This window comes from Streptomyces sp. NPDC048461, from assembly GCF_055587105.1.
The window spans coordinates 124,178-144,044 of sequence record NZ_JBVJGW010000007.1 but is presented as its reverse complement, the minus strand read 5'-3'; the positions used below and the strand labels follow the sequence as shown (position 1 = coordinate 144,044).

General features: G+C 73.1%; 17 protein-coding genes. 8 read left to right on the top strand and 9 right to left on the bottom strand.

Features of this window, described 5'->3' with window-relative positions; genetic code table 11:
• Window positions 1-54 precede the first annotated feature (54 nt).
• The 5 genes from ACZ6S8_RS14800 to ACZ6S8_RS14780 form a co-directional block, all read right to left on the bottom strand.
• The gene (locus ACZ6S8_RS14800) at window positions 55-1,095 is read right to left on the bottom strand and encodes an ABC transporter substrate-binding protein (protein ID WP_469455670.1); all 1,041 of its coding nucleotides are present in this window, start codon (window positions 1,093-1,095) and stop codon (window positions 55-57) included.
• Window positions 1,096-1,314: 219 nt separating this feature from the next.
• Window positions 1,315-2,475 (bottom strand): acyl-CoA dehydrogenase family protein, encoded by a 1,161-nt coding sequence (locus ACZ6S8_RS14795; RefSeq protein ID WP_469455668.1) that lies wholly within the window; start codon window positions 2,473-2,475, stop codon window positions 1,315-1,317.
• Between the two features lie 7 nt (window positions 2,476-2,482).
• Window positions 2,483-3,400 carry a hydroxymethylglutaryl-CoA lyase gene (locus tag ACZ6S8_RS14790; protein WP_469455997.1) on the bottom strand — a complete coding sequence of 306 codons (918 nt, stop codon included), beginning with the start codon at window positions 3,398-3,400 and terminating at the stop codon, window positions 2,483-2,485.
• Window positions 3,401-3,411: 11 nt separating this feature from the next.
• The gene (locus ACZ6S8_RS14785; protein WP_469455666.1) at window positions 3,412-5,424 is read right to left on the bottom strand and encodes an acetyl/propionyl/methylcrotonyl-CoA carboxylase subunit alpha; all 2,013 of its coding nucleotides are present in this window, start codon (window positions 5,422-5,424) and stop codon (window positions 3,412-3,414) included.
• Between the two features lie 26 nt (window positions 5,425-5,450).
• The gene (locus tag ACZ6S8_RS14780; protein ID WP_469455664.1) at window positions 5,451-7,067 is read right to left on the bottom strand and encodes a carboxyl transferase domain-containing protein; all 1,617 of its coding nucleotides are present in this window, start codon (window positions 7,065-7,067) and stop codon (window positions 5,451-5,453) included.
• Between the two features lie 99 nt (window positions 7,068-7,166).
• Here ACZ6S8_RS14780 and ACZ6S8_RS14775 point away from each other — a divergent pair, with 99 nt between their 5' ends.
• From ACZ6S8_RS14775 to ACZ6S8_RS14765, 3 genes are all read left to right on the top strand, one after another.
• On the top strand, window positions 7,167-7,745 hold the full coding sequence (locus tag ACZ6S8_RS14775; protein ID WP_469455662.1) for an SACE_7040 family transcriptional regulator: 579 nt from the start codon (window positions 7,167-7,169) through the stop codon (window positions 7,743-7,745).
• Between the two features lie 56 nt (window positions 7,746-7,801).
• Complete coding sequence (locus tag ACZ6S8_RS14770; RefSeq protein WP_469455660.1) at window positions 7,802-8,629, top strand: phosphatase; 828 nt, start codon at window positions 7,802-7,804, stop codon at window positions 8,627-8,629.
• Window positions 8,630-8,745: 116 nt separating this feature from the next.
• Window positions 8,746-9,606, top strand: a complete 861-nt coding sequence (locus tag ACZ6S8_RS14765) for a DUF4253 domain-containing protein (RefSeq protein ID WP_469455658.1) — start codon at window positions 8,746-8,748, stop codon at window positions 9,604-9,606.
• Window positions 9,607-9,636: 30 nt separating this feature from the next.
• On the opposite strand, the gene ACZ6S8_RS14760 is transcribed toward ACZ6S8_RS14765, so the two are convergent.
• The 3 genes from ACZ6S8_RS14760 to ACZ6S8_RS14750 form a co-directional block, all read right to left on the bottom strand.
• Window positions 9,637-10,515, bottom strand: a complete 879-nt coding sequence (locus ACZ6S8_RS14760; protein ID WP_469455657.1) for an acyl-CoA thioesterase — start codon at window positions 10,513-10,515, stop codon at window positions 9,637-9,639.
• Between the two features lie 27 nt (window positions 10,516-10,542).
• A complete protein-coding gene (locus ACZ6S8_RS14755) occupies window positions 10,543-11,700 on the bottom strand; it encodes an acyl-CoA dehydrogenase family protein (protein WP_383901135.1) in 1,158 nt (385 codons plus the stop codon).
• A gap of 105 nt (window positions 11,701-11,805) precedes the next feature.
• Window positions 11,806-13,386, bottom strand: a complete 1,581-nt coding sequence (locus ACZ6S8_RS14750; protein ID WP_469455655.1) for a PucR family transcriptional regulator — start codon at window positions 13,384-13,386, stop codon at window positions 11,806-11,808.
• A 116-nt stretch (window positions 13,387-13,502) separates the two neighbouring features.
• On the opposite strand from ACZ6S8_RS14750, the gene speB reads away from it, so the two are divergent.
• From speB to ACZ6S8_RS14725, 5 genes are all read left to right on the top strand, one after another.
• The gene (speB, locus tag ACZ6S8_RS14745; RefSeq protein ID WP_469455653.1) at window positions 13,503-14,471 is read left to right on the top strand and encodes an agmatinase; all 969 of its coding nucleotides are present in this window, start codon (window positions 13,503-13,505) and stop codon (window positions 14,469-14,471) included.
• A 4-nt stretch (window positions 14,472-14,475) separates the two neighbouring features.
• Window positions 14,476-16,158 (top strand): thiamine pyrophosphate-binding protein, encoded by a 1,683-nt coding sequence (locus ACZ6S8_RS14740; RefSeq protein ID WP_469455651.1) that lies wholly within the window; start codon window positions 14,476-14,478, stop codon window positions 16,156-16,158.
• A 62-nt stretch (window positions 16,159-16,220) separates the two neighbouring features.
• A complete protein-coding gene (locus ACZ6S8_RS14735) occupies window positions 16,221-16,646 on the top strand; it encodes a hypothetical protein (protein ID WP_469455649.1) in 426 nt (141 codons plus the stop codon).
• A gap of 6 nt (window positions 16,647-16,652) precedes the next feature.
• Window positions 16,653-18,806 carry a hypothetical protein gene (locus ACZ6S8_RS14730; protein WP_469455647.1) on the top strand — a complete coding sequence of 718 codons (2,154 nt, stop codon included), beginning with the start codon at window positions 16,653-16,655 and terminating at the stop codon, window positions 18,804-18,806.
• A gap of 1 nt (window position 18,807) precedes the next feature.
• Complete coding sequence (locus ACZ6S8_RS14725; RefSeq protein WP_469455645.1) at window positions 18,808-19,452, top strand: hypothetical protein; 645 nt, start codon at window positions 18,808-18,810, stop codon at window positions 19,450-19,452.
• Here ACZ6S8_RS14725 and ACZ6S8_RS14720 read toward each other — a convergent pair.
• Window positions 19,442-19,855, bottom strand: coding sequence for an ATP-binding protein (locus tag ACZ6S8_RS14720; RefSeq protein ID WP_469455643.1), 414 nt, complete (start codon window positions 19,853-19,855; stop codon window positions 19,442-19,444). The genes ACZ6S8_RS14725 and ACZ6S8_RS14720 overlap by 11 nt on opposite strands.
• Window positions 19,856-19,867 lie beyond the last annotated feature (12 nt).

The window sequence follows — 19,867 nt, the reverse complement described above, 5'->3', positions numbered from 1 at the left end:
CGGCCGGAGCGCCGGCCGGGACGTCGGCCGGAACCGGCCCGGACGGAAGGAAGGTCAGCCGACCTTCTTGGCGCTCTGGAGGGACTTCGCGAGGTCCTCCAGGATCTGGGCGCACTTGTCGTACGAGTAGATCGGCTCGGTCACGCGGGGGGTGACCTGGCCGGCCTTGACCGCGGGGAGCTCGGCCCAGGTGGGCTTCTCCTTGCTCAGGGTCTCGGGCTGCAGGGCGCTGCTGCGGTTGTCGAGCAGGATGAGGTCGGCCTTGTACTTGCCGGCGTTCTCCCAGCTGAGGCTCTCGAAGAAGTCGCCCTCGTCCAGCTTGTCCGGCGTGATGAACTCGACGCCGAGCTGCTGGAAGTAGCTCAGGTCGGCGGAGGTCTTCGGGTTGGAGGCGTAGAAGACCTCCGGGGAGCCGGAACCGACGAGGACCTTGATGCCCGGGTTGGCCTTGGTGGCCTGGCGGACCTTCTCGGCGGCGGCCTCGAAGCGGGCCTTCGCGTCGACCGTCTTCTTGGCCTCCAGGTCCGCGCCGAGGGACTTGGCGAGGTCGGCGGTGCGCTGGAGGGCCTTGTCCATCGTGGCGTCCTTGCCGACGCTGATCGCGGCGGCCGGGGCCAGCTTCAGGATCTTGTCCTTGGAGGCCTCCGGGACGTACCAGTAGCTGCCGTCCCAGGTGTTGGTGACGAGGAGGTCGGGCTGGAGGGAGGCGTACTTCTCGACGTTGAACTGGTCGTAGACGTTGCCGAGGATCTCGACCTTGGATATGTCCAGCGAGCCCGCCTGGACGTCCGGCTTGCCGTCGGCGGTCTTGGTCGGGCCGAAGACGCCCTTGACCGGGACGCCGTAGTCGTGGAGCGCGGCGGCGGTGCCGGTGAAGGCGACGATGTTCTTCGGCGTGGCCTTGGTGCTCACGTCGACGCCGAGGTCGTCCTTGAACGTCCAGGGGCCCGAGGCGGCCGCGCCCTTGTCCTTGCCGCCGTCGCCCTTCGCCGAGTCGTTGCCACCGCACGCGGCGAGCGCCGCGACGAGGCCGAGGGCGCCGCCGACGGCGATGAAGCCGCGACGGGTGAGGGGGGAGGTCCGCGACTTGGGCATGTCGATGTCCGCTTTCGTACGTCAGGGCGGCCGCTGGCCGTTTGGAGGGAAGGTTAGCCTAACCTTTGCCTAAAGGGTTAAGAGGGGCGGGTCTCCCGCCGGGCGCGGCGGCTCGGCCGAGGCCGGGCGAGCGGCGCGGGAAACGACCCGTCGCGGGTCCCGAAACGGCTCTCCCCCGGGCCGCGGGCGGACCGGGGGAGAGGGCGGGCCGGGGTGCCGTCAGGCGGAGAAGCCCAGTTCGCGGGCGATCAGCATGCGCTGGACCTCGCTGGTGCCCTCGCCGATCTCCAGGATCTTGGAGTCGCGCCACATGCGGGCCACCGGGTACTCGTTCATGAAGCCGTAGCCGCCGTGGATCTGGGTGGCCTCGCGGGCGTTGTCGACGGCCACCGTCGAGGAGTACAGCTTCGCGATGGCCGCCTCCTTCTTGAACGGCTCGCCCGCCACCAGGCGGGAGGCCGCGTCGCGCCAGCCGACGCGGGCCATGTGGGCGCGCATCTCCATGTCCGCGAGCTTGAACTGGACGGCCTGGTTGTCGCCGATGGCCTTGCCGAAGGCGTGCCGTTCCCTGGCGTACTTCACCGACTCGTCCACGCAGCCCTGGGCGAGGCCCGTCGCCAGGGCGGAGATGGCGATGCGGCCCTCGTCGAGGATCCGCAGGAACTGCGCGTAGCCGCGGCCCTCCGCGCCGACCAGGTTGGCCAGGGGCACCCGCACGTCGGCGAACGACAGCTCGCGGGTGTCCGAGCAGTTCCAGCCGACCTTGGAGTACGGGGCGGCGACGGTGAAGCCCGGGGTGCCGGACGGGACGATGATCGAGGAGATCTCGGGGCGGCCGTCCGCCTTGCGGCCGGTCACGGCCGTGACGGTGACCAGGCCCGTGATGTCCGTACCGGAGTTGGTGATGAAGCACTTGGAGCCGTTGATCACCCACTCGTCGCCGTCGCGCACCGCCGTGGTGCGGGTGCCGCCCGCGTCGCTGCCCGCACCCGGCTCGGTCAGGCCGAAGGCGCCCAGGACCTCGCCGGAGCACAGCTTCGGCAGCCACTCCCTCTTCTGCTCCTCGGAGCCGAAGAGGTAGAGGGGCATGGCGCCCAGGGAGACCCCGGCCTCCAGGGTGATGGCGACGGAGGAGTCGACGCGGGCGAGCTCCTCCAGGGCGATGCCGAGGGCGAGGTAGTCGCCGCCCATGCCGCCGTACTCCTCCGGGAAGGGCAGGCCGAACAGGCCCATGCGGCCCATCTCGGCGACGATCTCGTACGGGAACTCGTGGCGCTCGTACAGGTCGCCGATCTTGGGCGCGATCACGTCGTGCGCGAACGCCTCGACGGTGCGGCGGAGTTCCTCGTGCTCGGGGGTGAGCCGGTGGTCGAGGGGCATGGTGTGACTACTCCTTGTGGGAGAGGGCGCGGACGGTGCGGGAGGGACTGGGCCGGCCCAGCTGTTCGGCCATCCACACGCTCGTGGCGGTGAGGGCGGCCAGATCGACCCCGGTTTCGATGCCGAGGCCGTCGAGCATCCACACCAGGTCCTCGGTGGCGAGGTTCCCGGTGGCGCTCTTCGCGTACGGGCATCCGCCGAGGCCCCCGGCGGACGCGTCGACGGTGGTCACGCCGTGCCGGAGCGCGGCGAGGGTGTTGGACAGGGCCTGGCCGTACGTGTCGTGGAAGTGCACGCCGATCCGGTCGGTGGTGACGCCCGCGTCGTTCAGGCCCTCCAGCAGGGCCTGGACGTGGCCCGGGGTGGCGACGCCGATGGTGTCGCCGAGGCTGAGCTCGTCGCAGCCGAGGTCCAGCAGGGCCTTGGCGACGGAGACGACCTGGGGGAGCGGGACCGGCCCCTCCCACGGGTCGCCGAAGCACATCGAGAGGTAGCCGCGGACGTGGGCGCCGTCCTGCCGGGCCCGGGCCACGACGGGCCCGAACATGGCGAGGGACTCGGCGACCGTGCGGTTGAGGTTGCGGGACGCGAAGGTCTCGGTGGCCGAGCCGAACACCGCGATGCGGGTGGCCCCGAGGGCGAGCGCGCGGTCCAGCCCGCGCTCGTTGGGGACCAGGACGGGGAGCGCCGCGTCCACGTCGGCCAGCAGCGGGAAGAGCTCCTCGGCGTCGGCGAGCTGGGGCACCCACTTGGGGTGCACGAAGCTGGTGGCCTCGATGGTGGTCAGGCCGGCCGCGGCGAGGCGGTGGACGAACTCCGCCTTGACGGCGGTGGGTACGGCCGTCTTCTCGTTCTGCAGGCCGTCGCGGGCACCCACCTCGTGGACGCGCACCCGGGCCGGGAGGCCGGGGGCGGGGACCTTCATCGGGAGCCCGGTCACCGGCCCTCCTCCTCGTCCGGGGTCACCACGGCCAGGACCTGGTCCATGGCGACGGTGCTGCCGGGGGTGACGTCGAGTTCGGTGACGGTGCCGGCGTGCGGGGCGGAGATGACGTGCTCCATCTTCATCGCCTCCACCACGAGCAGGCTCTGACCGGCCACGACCTCGTCCCCGACGGCCACCTTGACGACGGTGACGGTGCCGGGCATGGGCGCGGCGAGGGTTCCGGCGCCGCCCTGGCCCCGGCCGCCGAGCGCCGCCGCCACGGGGTCGTGGTCCTGGACGTGCCAGCTGTCGCCGTCGCGGCCCAGCCAGGTCCCCTCCGGGGAGGCGGCGTGGCTGAACCGGTGGGTGACGCCGTCGAGTTCGAGGGTGAGGGTGTCGGGGGTGCGGCCGACGATCCGGCCGCTGCCGGTGTCGGCGCCATCGCCGGCGGCCGGGAGGAGGAGTTCCGTGTCGGAGCCCCGGCGGCGGGCGCGGACCGTGACCGGGTCCTGGCCCGGCAGCCGGAAGTGGTGCACGGTCCAGGCCGGGGTGCCGCCCAGGCGCCAGCCGTTCGGCGCGTCGAAGGGGTCGCTCCAGCCGCCGCCCGCGGGTGCGGGGGGCAGGGAGAGCAGCGCCGCAGCCGCGTACACCTCCTGCGGGACGCCCTCCGGCAGGAGTCCGGCCAGGTCCCGCTCGACCAGGCCCGTGTCCAGGTCGCCCGCGACGACGTCCGGGTGGGCGAGGAGCCGCCGCAGGAACCCGGTGTTCGTCTGGACGCCCAGGATCACGGTGTCGGCGAGGGCGCCGCGCAGCACCCGCAGGGCCGTCGCCCGGTCCGGGCCGTACGCGATGACCTTGGACAGCATCGGGTCGTACGCGGAGCCCACCGGGACGCCCGCCAGCAGGCCGGAGTCCGTGCGGACCGGGCCGCCCGACGGCTCCGCGAGGGCCAGGACCGTACCGCCCGACGGCAGGAACCCGCGCGCGGGGTCCTCGGCGCAGACGCGGGCCTCGATCGCGTGGCCGGTCAGCACGACGTCGTCCTGGGCGAGGCCCAGGACGCCGCCCGCCGCGACCCGCAGCTGCTGTTCCACCAGGTCCAGGCCGGTGACCAGCTCGGTCACCGGGTGCTCGACCTGGAGCCGGGTGTTCATCTCCATGAAGTAGTACGAGGACGGGTCCCCGCCCGGGACGATGAACTCCACCGTCCCCGCGCCGACGTACCCGCACGAGCGGGCGGCCTCCACGGCCGCCGCGCCCATCGACGCCCGCAGCCGGGGCGTCAGCAGGACCGACGGGGCCTCCTCGATGACCTTCTGGTGGCGCCGCTGGAGGGAGCACTCCCGCTCGCCGAGGTGGACCACGTTCCCGTGGGAGTCCGCCAGCACCTGGATCTCGATGTGCCGCGGCCGGTCGATCCACCGCTCGACCAGCAGGGTGTCGTCGCCGAAGGAGGAGCGGGCCTCGCGGCGGGCGGCCGCGATCTCCTCGGCCAGCACCGCCTCGTCGCGCACCAGCCGCATGCCCTTGCCGCCGCCGCCCGCCGAGGGCTTGAGCAGTACGGGCATGCCGATCTCGCGCGACGCGGCGACCAGCTCGGCGTCCGAGAGCCCGCTGCCCGAGGAGCCCGGGACGACCGGGACGCCGGCCGCCTTCACCGTCTCCTTGGCGCGGATCTTGTCGCCCATGAGGGAGATCGCCGAGGCGGGCGGCCCGATGAAGGCCAGTCCGGCGTCGGCGCACGCGGCGGCGAAGGCCGCGTTCTCCGCGAGGAAGCCGTAGCCGGGGTGGACGGCCTCGGCGCCGGTGCGGCGGGCCGCCTCCAGCAGCCGCTCCACCGACAGGTAGCTCTCCGCGGCCGCCGCCGGACCGATCCGGACGGCCGTGTCGGCCTCCCGTACGTGCCGGGCGTCCGCGTCCGCGTCGCTGAAGACGGCCACGGAGCGGATGCCGAGCTGCCGCAGCGTGCGGATGACCCGTACCGCGATCTCGCCCCGGTTCGCGACCAGAACAGTGCTGAACATCGAAGAGGTCCTCACGTCACATCACGTCACATACGGAAGATGCCGAAAGCGGAGTCGCCCAGGGGGGCGTTCGCGCACGCGGTCAGGGCCAGTCCCAGCACCTGCCGGGTCTCCATGGGGTCGATGACCCCGTCGTCCCACAGCCGGGCGGTCGCGTAGTACGCGTTGCCCTGCTCCTCGTACTGGGCGCGGACCGGGGCCTTGAAGGCCTCCTCGTCCTCGGCCGGCCAGTCCTGTCCGGCGCCCTCGATCTGGTCCCGCTTGACGGTGGCCAGCACGGACGCGGCCTGTTCGCCGCCCATCACGGAGATCTTGGCGTTCGGCCACATCCACAGGAAGCGGGGCGAGTAGGCGCGCCCGCACATCGAGTAGTTGCCCGCGCCGTACGAGCCGCCGACGACCACGGTCAGCTTCGGCACCCGGGCGCAGGCCACGGCCGTGACCATCTTGGCGCCGTGCTTGGCGATGCCGCCCGCCTCGTAGTCGCGGCCGACCATGAAGCCCGAGATGTTCTGCAGGAACAGCAGCGGGATCCCGCGCCGGTCGCACAGCTCGATGAAGTGGGCGCCCTTCTGGGCGGACTCGGAGAAGAGGATGCCGTTGTTGGCGATGATCCCGACCGGGTGGCCGTGGATCCGGGCGAATCCGGTGACCAGGGTCTGCCCGAACTCGGCCTTGAACTCCTGGAAGCGGGAGCCGTCCACGACCCGGGCGATGATCTCGCGCGCGTCGTACGGGGTGCGGGAGTCGACGGGGACCGCGCCGTACAGCCCGTACGGGTCCACCTTCGGCTCCTCGGGAGCCTCCACCGACCAGGGCAGGGCCCCGCGTTCGGGCAGGGTCGCCACGATGTTCCGTACGATCCGCAGCGCGTGCGCGTCGTCCTCGGCGAGGTGGTCGGTCACCCCGGAGACGCGGGAGTGCACCTCGCCGCCGCCGAGCTCCTCGGCCGTGACGACCTCGCCGGTGGCGGCCTTCACCAGCGGCGGGCCGCCGAGGAAGATCGTGCCCTGGCCGCGGACGATGACGGCCTCGTCGCTCATCGCCGGCACGTACGCGCCGCCGGCCGTGCACGAGCCGAGGACGGCGGCGATCTGCGGGATGCCGGCCCCCGACATGCGCGCCTGGTTGTAGAAGATGCGGCCGAAGTGCTCCCGGTCGGGGAAGACCTCGTCCTGCATGGGGAGGAAGGCGCCGCCCGAGTCGACCAGGTAGAGGCAGGGGAGACGGTTCTCCAGGGCCACCTCCTGGGCGCGCAGGTGCTTCTTGACGGTCATCGGGTAGTAGGTGCCGCCCTTGACGGTGGCGTCGTTCGCGACGATCACGCACTCGCGGCCGCTGACCCGGCCGATGCCCGCGATGACGCCGGCGGCGGGGGCCGAGCCCCCGTACATGCCCTCGGCGGCCAGCGGGGCCAGCTCCAGGAACGGCGAGCCGGGGTCCAGGAGGGCGTCCACGCGGTCGCGCGGGAGGAGCTTGCCGCGCGCGGTGTGGCGGGCGCGGGCCTTCTCGCCGCCGCCGAGCCGGGCTGTCTCCAGCCGGGCGCGCAGGCCCTCGGCCAGCTCGCGGTGGGCGGCCTCGTTGGCCCGCCAGGCCTCGGCCGCCGGGTCCGCGGCGCTCGTCAGCACTGGTGCCTGCTGCATCGGTCGAGCTCCCTTGCTCGGTGCACGGTGTTAATGAGCGTTAACGCTTGTGGGACTTAGGTTAACGACCGCTAACGGCCCTGTCTAGAATGGTTTCCCATGAGCACCAGAGCGGCCGCCCCCACCCGTCGCGAGCAGATCCTCAGTGAGGCCGCTCGTCTCTTCGCCGCGCGTGGGTTCCACGGGGTCGGCGTCGACGAGATAGGGGCCGCGGTGGGCATCAGCGGTCCCGGCCTGTACCGGCACTTCGCGGGCAAGGACGCGATGCTCGCCGAGCTCCTCGTGGGCATCAGCGAGCGGCTGCTCACCGGCGGCCGCCACCGGGTGGCGGAGGCGGCCGGCGACCCGCCGGGGGTCCTGTCCTCCCTCATCGACGGGCACATCGACTTCGCGCTCGACGACCGGGCGCTGATCACCGTCCACGACCGGGAGCTCGACCGGCTCCGGGACGCCGACCGCAAGCTCGTGCGCCAGCTCCAGCGCCAGTACGTCGAGCTGTGGGTCGACGTCGTACGCGAACTGCACCCCGAGGTGGGCGAGGCCGAGGTGCGGGTCTCCGTGCACGCCGTCTTCGGCCTGCTGAACTCCACCCCGCACCTGGCCGCGCTGGGCCGGGAGGCGACGGAGTCGCTGCTGCGCCGGCTCGCCCACGGGGCGTTCGGGGCGCTGTCCGCATGAGCGGGCGCGTCCGGCGGCCGAGATGGACGGGACGCCTCCGCCCGGGCGGCGGCAGAATGGGGCGCATGCCGAAGCCGATAGAGACGCCCGACCGATCCGTCGAACCGCCGAGCCGAGCCGAGCTCGTCGACCACCTGGTGCGCACCCGCATCGCGGGGCAGGTCGCGACGCCGCGAGAGAACAACCTCTCCCACTACCGCAAGCTCGCCAACGGCGACCGGCACTACTGGCTCGGCCTGGAGCTGGGCGACCGCTGGACCGACGAGCAGGACGTCCTCGCGGTGATGGCGGAGCGCTGCGGGGTCGTGGACGACGCCGAGCACCGGTACGGGCAGGACACCATCGACCCGGAGCTGACCGTGGCCGGCCTGGACCGGCTGGCGGCGCGGCTGCGCAAGGCCGCCCTGGACCGGCAGAGCGTGCTCCTGGCCACCGGGCACCCGGGCGGACTGCTGGACGTCCACCGGGCGACGGCGGCCGCGCTGCGGGCGGCGGGCTGCGAGATCGTGGTCGTCCCGGCCGGGCTGCACGCCGACGAGGGCTCGGTGTGGCAGTTCGCCGACGTCGCCGTCCTGGAGCGGGGCGCGACGCTGTGGCACACCCATTCGCCGGAACCGATGGCCGCGATCCTGGACGGGCTGGCGGCGTCGAACCGTCCGCAGCCGGACCTCGTCGTCGCCGACCACGGCTGGGCGGGGTGCGCGGCCCAGCGGGGCCTGGACGCCGTGGGGTACGCCGACTGCAACGACCCGGCGCTCTTCCTCGCCGAGGCCGAGGGCACGCTCCAGGTGGCGATCCCCCTGGACGACCACGTGCGCGACCCGCGCTACTACGACCCGATGGTGGCGTACCTGCTGGACGCGGCGGGCCTGCTGGAGGCGTAGGGCGTGTCGTCGACTTCGACGACACCCCCTAGGGCTGCCCCGGGGTCCGCGGCCGCGGCCGTCCGGGCGTCGCTGCCCGGCGCCGGCTGTCAGTGGCCGCCGCTACGGTCGCCCCCATGCCGAAGCCGCCGCGCGCCCGCAACCCGCTGTCCGCCCTCGCCGACGACCCCCGGGGGCGCTCCCTGGGGCTGGAACTGCCCGCCGGCACGGTCGTCGACACGCCCGGCCCGCGCAGGTGGGGCAGGGCTCCCGAGCCGCTCCTGTGGGTCTCCGACGAGCCCGTGGGCGCCGGCGGGCTCGCCGCGTACCGCAACGCCGCGACGGCCTCCGCCGGGCTCCAGGCCGTGCTGTTCCAAGGCCGCCGGGGGCTGGAGCGGTGGTGGCACGAACGGGAGTTCGCGCCGCAGCGGATGTCCGACCCCGACGACCACCACGTCGAGCCGGTGCTGCGCGCGTTCTGGGCCGGGGCGGTCCCCGATCCCGAGGAGGGGGCGGAGGGCGCGGAGCTGATCGCCCCGTTCGGCAGGGACTGGCCGGGCCTCGCGCAGCCGGGGCCGGAGGGCGTGCCGGACGAGGCCGAGGCGGAGGCCGCCGCCTGCGAGCTCGCCGACGAGCTGATCGCGAGCGGGTTCCTGCCGAGCCCGCGGCTCGCGCTGGTCCCCGCGGGCCGCCCGGCCGACGTACCCGCCGCGGCGGGCTGGTGCGGACCGACGAACCACGAGAACGACACCGCCCGCATCGGCGCGGTCCTGCGCTCCTGGGAGGACCGCTTCGGCGCCCGGGTCGTCGCCCTCGGCTTCGACGAGCTCCAGGTCTCCGTGGCGGCCCCGCCGCGCACGACCGCCCGGGCGCTCCCCGTCGCGGCGGAGCACTTCGCGTTCTGCCCCGACAACGTCTGGCAGGGCTCCGGCAGCATCCGGGCCTACGCGGACGAGGGCGTCACCGGTGTCCACCACTGGGGCTTCTGGTGGGACTGAGGCCACCGGGGCGGCCCGCCGGGGTGCCCGTCACGCACGCGGCACGCGGACGACGCCCTCCTGGATGACCGTCACGGCCAGGCGCCCGTCCTGGGTCCAGATCCGGGCCTGCCCCAGGCCCCGCCCGGCGGCCGCCGACGGCGACTCCTGGTCGTACAGCAGCCACTCGTCCGCGCGGAACGGCCGGTGGAACCACATGGCGTGGTCCAGCGAGGCCCCCACCACGTCGCCGACCGCCCAGCCGCCCCGCCCGTGGGCGAGCAGCACCGAGTCCAGCAGCGTCATGTCCGAGACGTACGTGGCCAGGCAGGTGTGCAGCAGGGGGTCGTCGCTCTCCAGCTTCCCGGCGGTACGGAACCACACCTGCGACCGGGGCTCCACCGGCTCGCCGACGCTGCCCCACGGCGGGACCGTCGCGTAGCGCAGGTCCACGGCGGCGCGGGCGTCGATCAGCCGCTCCACCGTGCCCGGGTCCCGGAAGGCCGACCGGTGGGCGGGCAGCGCCTCGGCGGCGGTCGGCAGGGTCTCCGGGTCCGGGGCGGCCGGCATGGCGGCCTGGTGGTCCAGCCCGTCCTCGTACGTCTGGAACGACGCGGAGAGGTGGAAGATCGGCTGGCCGTGCTGGACGGCGACGACCCGGCGCGTGGTGAAGGAGCGTCCGTCGCGGATCCGGTCGACCGAGTACACGATGGGCGCGCCCGGGTCCCCGGCGCGCAGGAAGTACGAGTGCAGCGAGTGCGCGGCGCGGTCCTCGGGAACGGTCCGGCCGGCCGCGACCAGGGCCTGGGCCGCGACCTGGCCGCCGAACACGCGCGGTACCAGCGCCGAACGGCTGGTACCGCGGAAGATGTTCTCCTCGATCTGCTCCAGGTCGAGCAGGTCGAGGAGCGTCGTCAGTGCCTCGTTCATGGGGGAAGGGTAGGTGTCCCGAATCCCTTACAGGCCCATGGACTTGGCGATGATGGACTTCATGACCTCGCTGGTGCCGCCGTAGATGCGGTTCACGCGGTTGTCGGCGTACAGGCGGGCGATCGGGTACTCGTTCATGTAGCCGTAGCCGCCGTGCAGCTGGAGGCACTTGTCGATGACGCGGTGCGCGACCTCGGTCGTGAAGAGCTTCGCGGACGCGGCCTCGGCCGCGGTCAGCTCACCGGCGTCCAGGGCCTCCAGGGCGCGGTCGGCGACGGCCTCGGCCGCGTCCACCTCGGCCTGGCAGGCGGCCAGTTCGAACTTGGTGTTCTGGAAGTGCGCGACCGGCTTGCCGAAGACGGTGCGGTCCGTCACGTACTGCTGGGCGAACCGGACGGCGGCCTTGGCCTGGGCGTAGGCGCCGAAGGCGATGCCCCAGCGCTCGGAGGGCAGGTTGGCGCCCAGGTAGTAGAAGCCCTTGTTCTCCTCGCCCATCAGGTCCTCGACCGGGACCTTCACGTCGACGAACGCCAGCTCGGCGGTGTCGGAGGTGCGCAGGCCGAGCTTGTCGAGCTTGCGGCCGATCGAGTAGCCCTCGGACTTGGTGTCCACGGCGAAGAGGGAGATGCCGAAGCGGCGGTCGTCCTCGCGCGGGGCGGAGGTGCGGGCGCAGACGATCACCCGGTCGGCGTGCACGCCGCCGGTGATGAAGGTCTTGGAGCCGTTGAGGACGTAGTGGGTGCCGTCCTCGGAGAGCTTGGCGGTGGTCTTCATGCCCGCGACGTCGGAGCCGGTGCCCGGCTCGGTCATGGCGAGCGCCCACATCTCCTCGCCGGTGACGAACTTCGGCAGGTAGCGCTTCTTCTGCTCGTCGGTGGAGAGCATCTTGATGTACGGGAGGGCGAGCAGCACGTGCACGCCGGAGCCGCCGAAGTTCACGCCCGCGCGGGAGGTCTCCTCGTAGAGGACGGCCTCGAACTTGTGCGTGTCCAGGCCCGCGCCGCCGAACTCCTCGGGGACGTTGATGCCGAAGACGCCCAGCTCGCCGAGCTTGTAGTAGAAGTCGCGGGGCGCCTGGCCGGCCTGGAACCACTCGTCGTAGACGGGGACCACCTCGGCCTCGATGAAGGCGCGGATGGTCTCGCGGAACGCCTCGTGGTCCTCGTTGAAAACGGTACGGCGCACGGCCGGCCCTCCCTTATGCGGCTAAACCGCCGCCGCTCTCGCGGAGGTGGTTGCGCGCCGTCGTCGTTGCTCGATTGGTGGCGTATGCCTAAGCGCTTGCTCAGACTAAGTTACCGGCGAGTTGTCGCCGATGTCCAGAGCGCGTAGCGCAAACCACAGCTCCATCCGCGTGTCCGCGTCGTCCAGGTCCCGCTCCAGGAGCGCGGCGGCCCGGGCGATGCGCTGGCGGACCGTGTTGCGGTGCACGCCGAGGGCGGCGGCGGTCCGGTCCCAGCTGCCGTGGTGGGCCAGCCACGCGCGCAGGGTGGCGGTCCGGGCCCCGTCCAGCGGGGCCAGCAGGGCCTCGGCGTGCGCGCGGGCCTCGGCGGGGTCGAGGAGGGCCCCCAGGCCCCCTGCCGTGTGCCGGGCGAGGGGGGTCCGGGCGGCCTCGGCGCGCTCCAGGGCCCGCCGGGCCTGCGCGTCGGCGGTCGTGAGCCCCTCGGCCGCCGCCGGCGCGCTGACCCCCAGCCGCCACCCCGGCTGCGGGCCGGGCTCCCGGTCGGCGAGCAGGCGTACGGCCTCCCCGCGTGGGTCCAGCAGTACGGTGCCCAGCGCCGCGGCGAGGGCCCGGGGGTCGCCGCCGCCGGTGCTCCGGGCGTGGACGGCGTACCAGGGCCCCGGCCCGGCCAGCGAGCCGGCGGGGGAGCCGCCGAGCAGCAGACGGGTCAGCGCGGCGGCCTCGTCCCCGGCGGGCCGGCCGGCCGTGAGCAGCGCCAGCAGGACCGCCGCGACCGAGGCGATCGTGTGGTCGCCGGGGGCCCGCGCGGGCGTGGCGGTCCCGAGGGCCCGGGCGGGGGTTCCGGGTGCGGGCGGGCCCGGGCTTCCGGGCGGGTCGGCGGCGGCTCCGGCCGCTCCGGCGGAGGCGGGGCCGCGCGTCGCCGGGTCGGGCTTCGCCGCTCCGGCGGGCGCGGGTCCGGGGTCCGGGGCGCCGGGCGTCGCGGGGCCCGGCAGCGCGGGGTTCGGCGGCGGTTCCGGGTGCCGGGACAGGGCGTACGCCGCGAGGTGCCAGCCCCCGGCCTCGTCGGTGGCCGTGGCCGGGCCGCCCGCCCGCCCGACCCGGGCCAGCAGCGCGGCCAGCGCCCCGGCGGCAACGGCGGGCACCGGCCCGCCCGCCGCCCGCCCGTCCGGGGCCAGCTCGACGCGGCCGCCGAGGCTCGCCGCGAGCCGCCGCAGCACCGCCGGGACGGGGTCGGGCCGGGCGGCCGCCGCCGCGAGGGACTGCTGGGCTTCGGTGACCCGGCGCAGCTCCCCCGTACGGGCCTGCTCCATCAGCCGCCACACCGTACGGGCCACCGCCGTGAAGGGGGTCCCCGGCGGGACCTCCAGCAGCGGCAGCCCGTGCCGGCCGCACGCCTCGGCGAGGCCGGGCGGCACCGCCTCGTGCACGGGCGCCACGCCGAAGCCGAGCGCCGCCGCGCCCGCCGCGACGAGCCGGGCCGCGTACCGGTCGGGATCCGCCCCCAGCTCGGCGCCCGCCGTCAGCAGCAGCTCCCCGCCCAGCAGGTACGGCGACGGGTCCGCCATCTCGGAGGCGTGCACCCCGTGCACCTCGGCCCCGGCGGGCCCGGCCAGCAGCCGCAGACCCAGCTCGGGGTCGGCGAGGAGCCGCGCCAGGGCGACCGGCGGGGTCGGAGGGGCGGCTTCCATGGATACTCCGTACACATCGGGGGGCCTTAGTGGATGAAACGTACACTTCGCCCGTCGCAGGTGTCCGCTTACGCTCGAATCACCGCACCAGCAGGACCTCCAGAAGGGCACCCCCCATGAGCACGCAGCCGCGCGGACCCGTCGACTCCTCCCGCATCCCGCGCTACGCGGGCCCGGCCACCTTCGCCCGGCTGCCCCGCCTGGACGAGGTCGGCGCCGCCGACGTGGCCGTCGTGGGCGTGCCCTTCGACTCCGGCGTCTCCTACCGCCCCGGCGCCCGCTTCGGCGGCAACGCCATCCGCGAGGCCTCGCGCCTGCTGCGCCCGTACAACCCCGCCCAGGACGCCTCCCCGTTCGCCCTCGCGCAGGTCGCGGACGCCGGTGACATCGCGGTGAACCCCTTCAACATCAACGAGGCCGTCGACCAGGTCGAGGCCGCGGCCGACGAGCTCCTCGGCGCCGGCTCCCGCCTGATGACCCTCGGCGGCGACCACACCATCGCGCTCCCGCTGCTGCGCTCGGTCGCCAAGAAGCACGGCCCGGTCGCGCTGCTGCACTTCGACGCGCACCTGGACACCTGGGACACCTACTTCGGGGCCGAGTACACCCACGGAACCCCGTTCCGCCGCGCCGTCGAGGAGGGCATCCTCGACACCGAGGCGCTCTCCCACGTCGGCACCCGCGGCCCGCTGTACGGCAAGCAGGACCTGACGGACGACGCCAAGATGGGCTTCGGCATCGTCACCTCGGCCGACGTCTACCGGCGCGGCGCCGACGAGGTCGCCGACCAGCTGCGCCAGCGCATCGGCGACCGTCCGCTCTACATCTCCATCGACATCGACGTGCTCGACCCGGCGCACGCCCCCGGCACCGGCACCCCGGAGGCGGGCGGCATGACCTCCCGCGAGCTGCTGGAGATCATCCGCGGCCTGTCCTCCTGCAACCTCGTTTCCGCCGACGTCGTCGAGGTCGCCCCGGCGTACGATCACGCGGAGATCACCTCGGTCGCGGCCTCGCACACCGCGTACGAGCTGACCACGATCATGAGCCGGCAGATCGCTGCGGCGAAGGCGAAGGGCAACTGAGCACGTGACGCACGACCACGACCTGGTACTCCGTCCCACCGAGGCCCAGACGGCCGCCGCCCTCGCACCGCCGCCGGGGCGCACGGGCGGGGACCTGGTCGTGGAGACGCTGCGCTCGCTCGGCGCGACGACCGTCTTCGGACTGCCCGGCCAGCACGCGCTGGGCCTCTTCGACGCCGTCGGCCGCTCCGACCTGCGGCTGATCGGCCTCCGTACGGAGAACAACGCCGCCTTCGCCGCCGACGCGTACGGCCGGATCACCGGGGAGGCGGTCCCGCTGCTGCTCTCCACGGGGCCGGGCGCGCTCATGGCCCTGCCCGCCCTCGCGGAGGCGGCGGCCGCGTCCGCCCCGGTCCTGGCGATCTCCTCGCAGGTGCCGGCCGCGGGACTGGGCGGTGGCCGGCACGGCCACCTGCACGAGCTGCGCGACCAGTCCGCGTCCTTCCGGGACGTGGTGAAGTCCGTGCACACCGCGCGCACCCCCTCCCAGATCCCGTCGGTGGTGGCCGAGGCCTGGGAATCGGCCCTGACCACCCCGCACGGCCCGGTCTGGGTGGAGATCCCGGAGGACGTGCTCCGCGCCGAAACGATCGTCCCGCAGGTCACGGGCATGGACGCGACCCCGCACGAGCTGGTCCCGCGCCCCGAGCTGACGGCGCTGGCGGCCCACTGGCTGGCGCGGGCCGAGCGCCCGGTGATCGTCGCGGGCGGCGGCGTCATCCGCTCGGACGCCGCGGGCAAGCTCAGGCAGCTGGCGGAGCGGCTCGACGCGCCCGTCGTCACCACCTTCGGCGGCAAGGGCGCCTTCCCCTGGACGCACCCGCTCTCCCTCCAGTCCTGGCTGGAGGACCGCCACATGACCGACTTCCTGGAGGACGCCGACGTCCTGCTGGTCGTCGGCTCGGGCCTCGGCGAACTCTCGTCGAACTACCACACGTTCTTCCCCACGGGCCGGGTCGTCCAGATCGAGGCGGACCTCGGCAAGCTGGAGTCCAACCACGCGGCCCTCGGCATCCACGCGGACGCCCGGCTCGCGCTCCAGGCCCTGCTGGAGACCGTTCCCGCCCGCGAGGACCCGGGCGCCCCCGAGCGCGTCCGCATGGTCCTGGCGGACATCGCGGCCCGGCTGTCCACCCAGGACGTCGGCCTGGAACAAGGCCTCCTGCGGTCCGTCCGCTCGGCGCTGCCGGCGCGCTCCCCGTCCTTCTGGGACATGACGATGCTGTCCTACTGGGCGTGGTCCGCCTTCGACCCGAAGCACCCCAACACCATGCACTCGGCGCAGGGCGCGGGCGGCCTCGGCTACGCGTTCCCCGCGGCCCTGGGCGCCTGCGTCGCGGAACCGGGCACGCCGGTGCTGGCCGTGTCCGGCGACGGCGGCGCGATGTACTCGCTCGCGGACCTGGCCACGGCCCGCCAGCACGACCTCGACGTGACGTGGCTGATCGTGGACGACGGCGGCTACGGCATCCTGCGGGAGTACATGACGGCGTCCTTCGGCCGGGCCACGGGCACGGAGCTGACCCGCCCCGACTTCGTGGCCCTGGCGGCGTCCTTCGGCGTCCCGGCGGCCACGACCACCCCGGAGACCCTGCGCGCGGACCTCGCCACGTCCCTGGCGGAACCGGGCCCCTCGGTCCTGGTCCTCCCGACGACCCTCAGGATGTTCGCCCCGACGCACATTTAGGGCCGCCCGGGCCCCTGGTTAGGGTGGTGGTGATCAGGTACCGGCATTCGGTAGGGGGAGCAGTGTCGTTCGAGCAGGAGTGGGCCGCGCAGAAGCAGGCCGCAGCCGCCGGCCCGTCACCGCAGATGCGGCTGAACCAGGCTCCTGCCGAACCGGGGGGCGGCGGTCCGGGCGTCCTGGCGACCGCCCCGCCGGCCAAGAAGAAGGCGGCCAACACCATCGAGAACGTCCTCCAGCCCGGTACGAAGAAGGCCGCGGACGCGGCCGACGAACCGACGAAGGGCGCCGTCACCGCCTTCAACGGCTGGGACACGGCAGCTGGCTTGACCAAGGCGCACACCCACTGGGACGACCAGGTGAAGCGGCTGATGTCCCGCCTGGACTCCGAGAAGACGGCACTGCGCGGGGCGTCGAACCTGTTCACCGGGAACGACCAGCTCACCGGCCGCGGCTTCCAGCCGGTGAAGTCCAACATCTCGGGGGTGTAGGGAGACGTGCCGACCTACCAGCAGATCCTGCAGACGGACCTCTCCGCGCTCACCACGGCCGCCGACGGCTGGAAGGCCATGGCGAAGCAGTTCAAGACCATGGAGGACGTGTACGAGAAGGAAGTCCAGAGCGTCTCCACGGGCAACGGCTGGCTGGGCTCCAGCGCCCAGGTGGCGAGCACGAACTCCGGCATCACGCGGGGGGAGTTCGACGCGGCCCAGACCGAGGCGCTCGCCATGGAGTCGCTGCTCCGCGACGCGCACGCCCAGTTCGTGAACCTCAAGTCGCGGGTCACCTCCGCCGTCGCGGACGCGGTCGCCGCCGGCATGAAGGTCTCGGACTCGGGCGTGGCCAGCTACGACTTCGGCAAGACCGACCCGGCCGCCGCGAACGCGATCCGCCACGACCCCGACCTCCCGGAGGTCGAACGCTCCTGGACGCGCAGGATCGCCGAGACGGTCAAGGCGGTCACGGACTTCGACGCCGACGTGAAGGTCGCCCTGCTGAACGCGTCCGGCGCGGACGGCACGGCGATGTTCGGCTTCAACTCCAAGCCGGTCAACGACGTCGAGGCCGTCGAAGCGCTCGCGCTCACCTCGAAGATCCGTGACGGCAAGGCCTCGCCGGAGGAACTGCGGCACTACGACGAGATCCTGCGGCAGAACTCCAAGGACCCGCACTTCGGCGAGGCGTACCTGCACGCGCTGGGCGCGAAGGACACGCTCCAGCTCGCCGACCAGATGAACCTGGCGTCCAACGAACGCGGCGCGTCGGCGGCCGACAGGAAGCTCTACGAGTCGATCAACTCCGGCCTCGCCGGGACGATCGCCTCGGGCACGAAGGATCCGGGAAGCTACGCCTACCAGCCGTTCGTCAACGGCCTCAAGGAACAGGGCCCGGAACTGGTCGCGAAGGGCCTGCGGCCCACGCACGGCTACCAGGCGCTCCTGACGCTCATGGGCCACGGCGACGGCTACGGCAAGCAGTTCCTCAACGATGTCGGGCACGGCATCATCGAGGCCGAGAAGGCCAAGCCGAACATGTACTCCCACGCGTACGACTCCCAGCGGCCCAATCTGGTCTCGGACCCGCTGGACGCGATCCTGGGCATCATGGCCAAGGACCCGGACACGGCCACCTACTTCCTCGACCCGGACGCGCCCGGTAACAAGAACGACCACCTGGACCACCTGCTCACCGACCGCAAGTGGCACGACCAGTGGATGTCGGGGCCGTACGGACCTCCGATGGAGATGGAGAACCCGCACAAGATGGACGGCTTCGCAGCGGCCTTCCACGCGGCGGCCACCGGCGACGCGCCCGGGGAGAAGATGGGCCCGGCGGGCACGCACACCGAGGGCCAGGCGCGCGTCATGCACCACGCCATCCGTCTCCTCGACGACGAGATGGGCGGCGACGAATTCCCGGAGGAACTGGAGAAGTTCCGCCAGCCGATGGCCAAGGCCATGGTCGACTACGTGGCGGACACCCATCTCATCCTGGGAGGTCAGGAGAGCGACCTCGGCCAGGTCAGCGGCAAGGACTCCATCCACGGTTCGGGCGATCAGGCCCAGATCGCGGTGGGCCAGGGCAGCCTGGTCCGCGTGATGCGCGGCATCGCGGACGACGGCCCGGCCTACGCGCTGTTGGTCGAAGCGGAGCGTGCCTACTCGGCGGAACAGCTGGCGACCGCCGCCCCGTTCAAGGCCGACTCCCCGCATGCCGTGAGCGCTGACTGGGACAACCGTGCGCACGACATAGGGGCCGCAACGGGCGCCCTGAACGGCATCGGGGCCGACGTCTACAAGGACAAGGAAGAGGACCGGGTCACGTGGGCGGAAGGCGTGTCCGAGCACACGGCAGCCGTCGCGAACGGGCTCATCGGTGAAATCCCCGTCGTCGGCACGGTCGGCGGCTCACTGATCGACTCGGCCAAGTACGAGTGGGTCGAGGGAGTCAAAGAGGCGGCCGAGGAGCAGAGCAAGAAGGATTCCAGCAACAACTACGCGGCTGGTGTCGAGGGCACCACCGGCCTGTTGGATGCGTGGGGACGCGAGTGGAAGATCAGCAATGATCCTGCGTTCGATCATGCCAAGAACGAGGCGGGCGAGGGATACACCTCGGGACGGGACGCTGCTCGTGCACATCTCAAGCCGTAATGTGATCAAGGCCCTCGGAAGTGCGACGGCTGCGCTCGTCTGCGTGCTGACGCTGACGTCGTGCTCTTCGGGCGACTCCGAGGGAAAGGCTGCAAACCTGTGCGGGATCGCCTCCTCGGAGGAGGAGGCGCTCGTGCGGGAGATCCTCGTCACCGAGGGCTACGAGACGAAGGCCTACAAGTCCACGAGCGAGCTGGTGGACAAGATGGAAGCGGCGTTGCAGCACATGCGGCCGGGCAAGGATTCGTACTTCAACACCGCGTGCCGGTACGAGGATGACCGGCCGCATCGTGGATACGCGATCTTTTCGTTCGGCTGGTCCCCCCGGGCGGCGTCCGAGGTGTCCCCGTCCCACAACGGCGCGTCGTACGAGTTGAACGGTGCGGGAGGCGTGGCGAGCGCCGGCCAGTCCACCCTGCTCGTCCAGTGCGACCTGCCCGGTGAGCTCGGGGGACCGTCGCGAAACGTGCGGCTCTCGGCGGACGCGATGTTCGACCGGCCGGATGGGCCGGTCGTGGATCAAGCGGCCAAAGACCGGCGGATGACTCTCACGTACCTGATGGCCCGCCGGGTCACCGACGCCCTCGGCTGCGAGAACAAGCCCCTCGCCGCGCCCCCCGTCGTGAAGCCGCTGCCTACCCCCTGAGGCCCACCTCGGCCCAGACGGCCTTGCCGATGCCGTGGGGCCGGGGGTGGCAGCCCCACCGTGTGGAGAGCGCTTCCACGATGGCGAGGCCGCGCCCCCGCTCGTCCCCCTCGGCCGCCTCCCGCGCGGCGAGCTCGACGGGGGAACCCGCGTCCGCCACCTCTACGCGCAGCGTGCCTCGGCGGCGGACCAGCCGTACCCCGATGTCCCGGCCGTGTGGGGCGCGGGCGTGGCGCACGGCGTTGGTGACCAGCTCGGACAGGACCAGCTCGGCCGTTCCTGCGGGCCCCGCGTCGACCTTCCAGGCAGCGAGCTGCGCGCGTAGCAGCATTCGGGCCCGACCGGGGGCGCGGGGGCCGCGCGGCACGACCCAGAAGACCTCGTCAGCGGGGTTCTCTGCCATGGGAGCCTCACT

Coding starts and splice junctions, on each gene's coding strand:
- ACZ6S8_RS14800 (WP_469455670.1), bottom strand. CDS start 1,095: ATGCCCAAGTCGCGGACCTCCCCCCTCACCCGTCGCGGCTTCATCGCC.
- ACZ6S8_RS14795 (WP_469455668.1), bottom strand. CDS start 2,475: ATGCCCCTCGACCACCGGCTCACCCCCGAGCACGAGGAACTCCGCCGC.
- ACZ6S8_RS14790 (WP_469455997.1), bottom strand. CDS start 3,400: ATGAAGGTCCCCGCCCCCGGCCTCCCGGCCCGGGTGCGCGTCCACGAG.
- ACZ6S8_RS14785 (WP_469455666.1), bottom strand. CDS start 5,424: ATGTTCAGCACTGTTCTGGTCGCGAACCGGGGCGAGATCGCGGTACGG.
- ACZ6S8_RS14780 (WP_469455664.1), bottom strand. CDS start 7,067: ATGCAGCAGGCACCAGTGCTGACGAGCGCCGCGGACCCGGCGGCCGAG.
- ACZ6S8_RS14775 (WP_469455662.1), top strand. CDS start 7,167: ATGAGCACCAGAGCGGCCGCCCCCACCCGTCGCGAGCAGATCCTCAGT.
- ACZ6S8_RS14770 (WP_469455660.1), top strand. CDS start 7,802: ATGGGGCGCATGCCGAAGCCGATAGAGACGCCCGACCGATCCGTCGAA.
- ACZ6S8_RS14765 (WP_469455658.1), top strand. CDS start 8,746: ATGCCGAAGCCGCCGCGCGCCCGCAACCCGCTGTCCGCCCTCGCCGAC.
- ACZ6S8_RS14760 (WP_469455657.1), bottom strand. CDS start 10,515: ATGAACGAGGCACTGACGACGCTCCTCGACCTGCTCGACCTGGAGCAG.
- ACZ6S8_RS14750 (WP_469455655.1), bottom strand. CDS start 13,386: ATGGAAGCCGCCCCTCCGACCCCGCCGGTCGCCCTGGCGCGGCTCCTC.
- speB (WP_469455653.1), top strand. CDS start 13,503: ATGAGCACGCAGCCGCGCGGACCCGTCGACTCCTCCCGCATCCCGCGC.
- ACZ6S8_RS14720 (WP_469455643.1), bottom strand. CDS start 19,855: ATGGCAGAGAACCCCGCTGACGAGGTCTTCTGGGTCGTGCCGCGCGGC.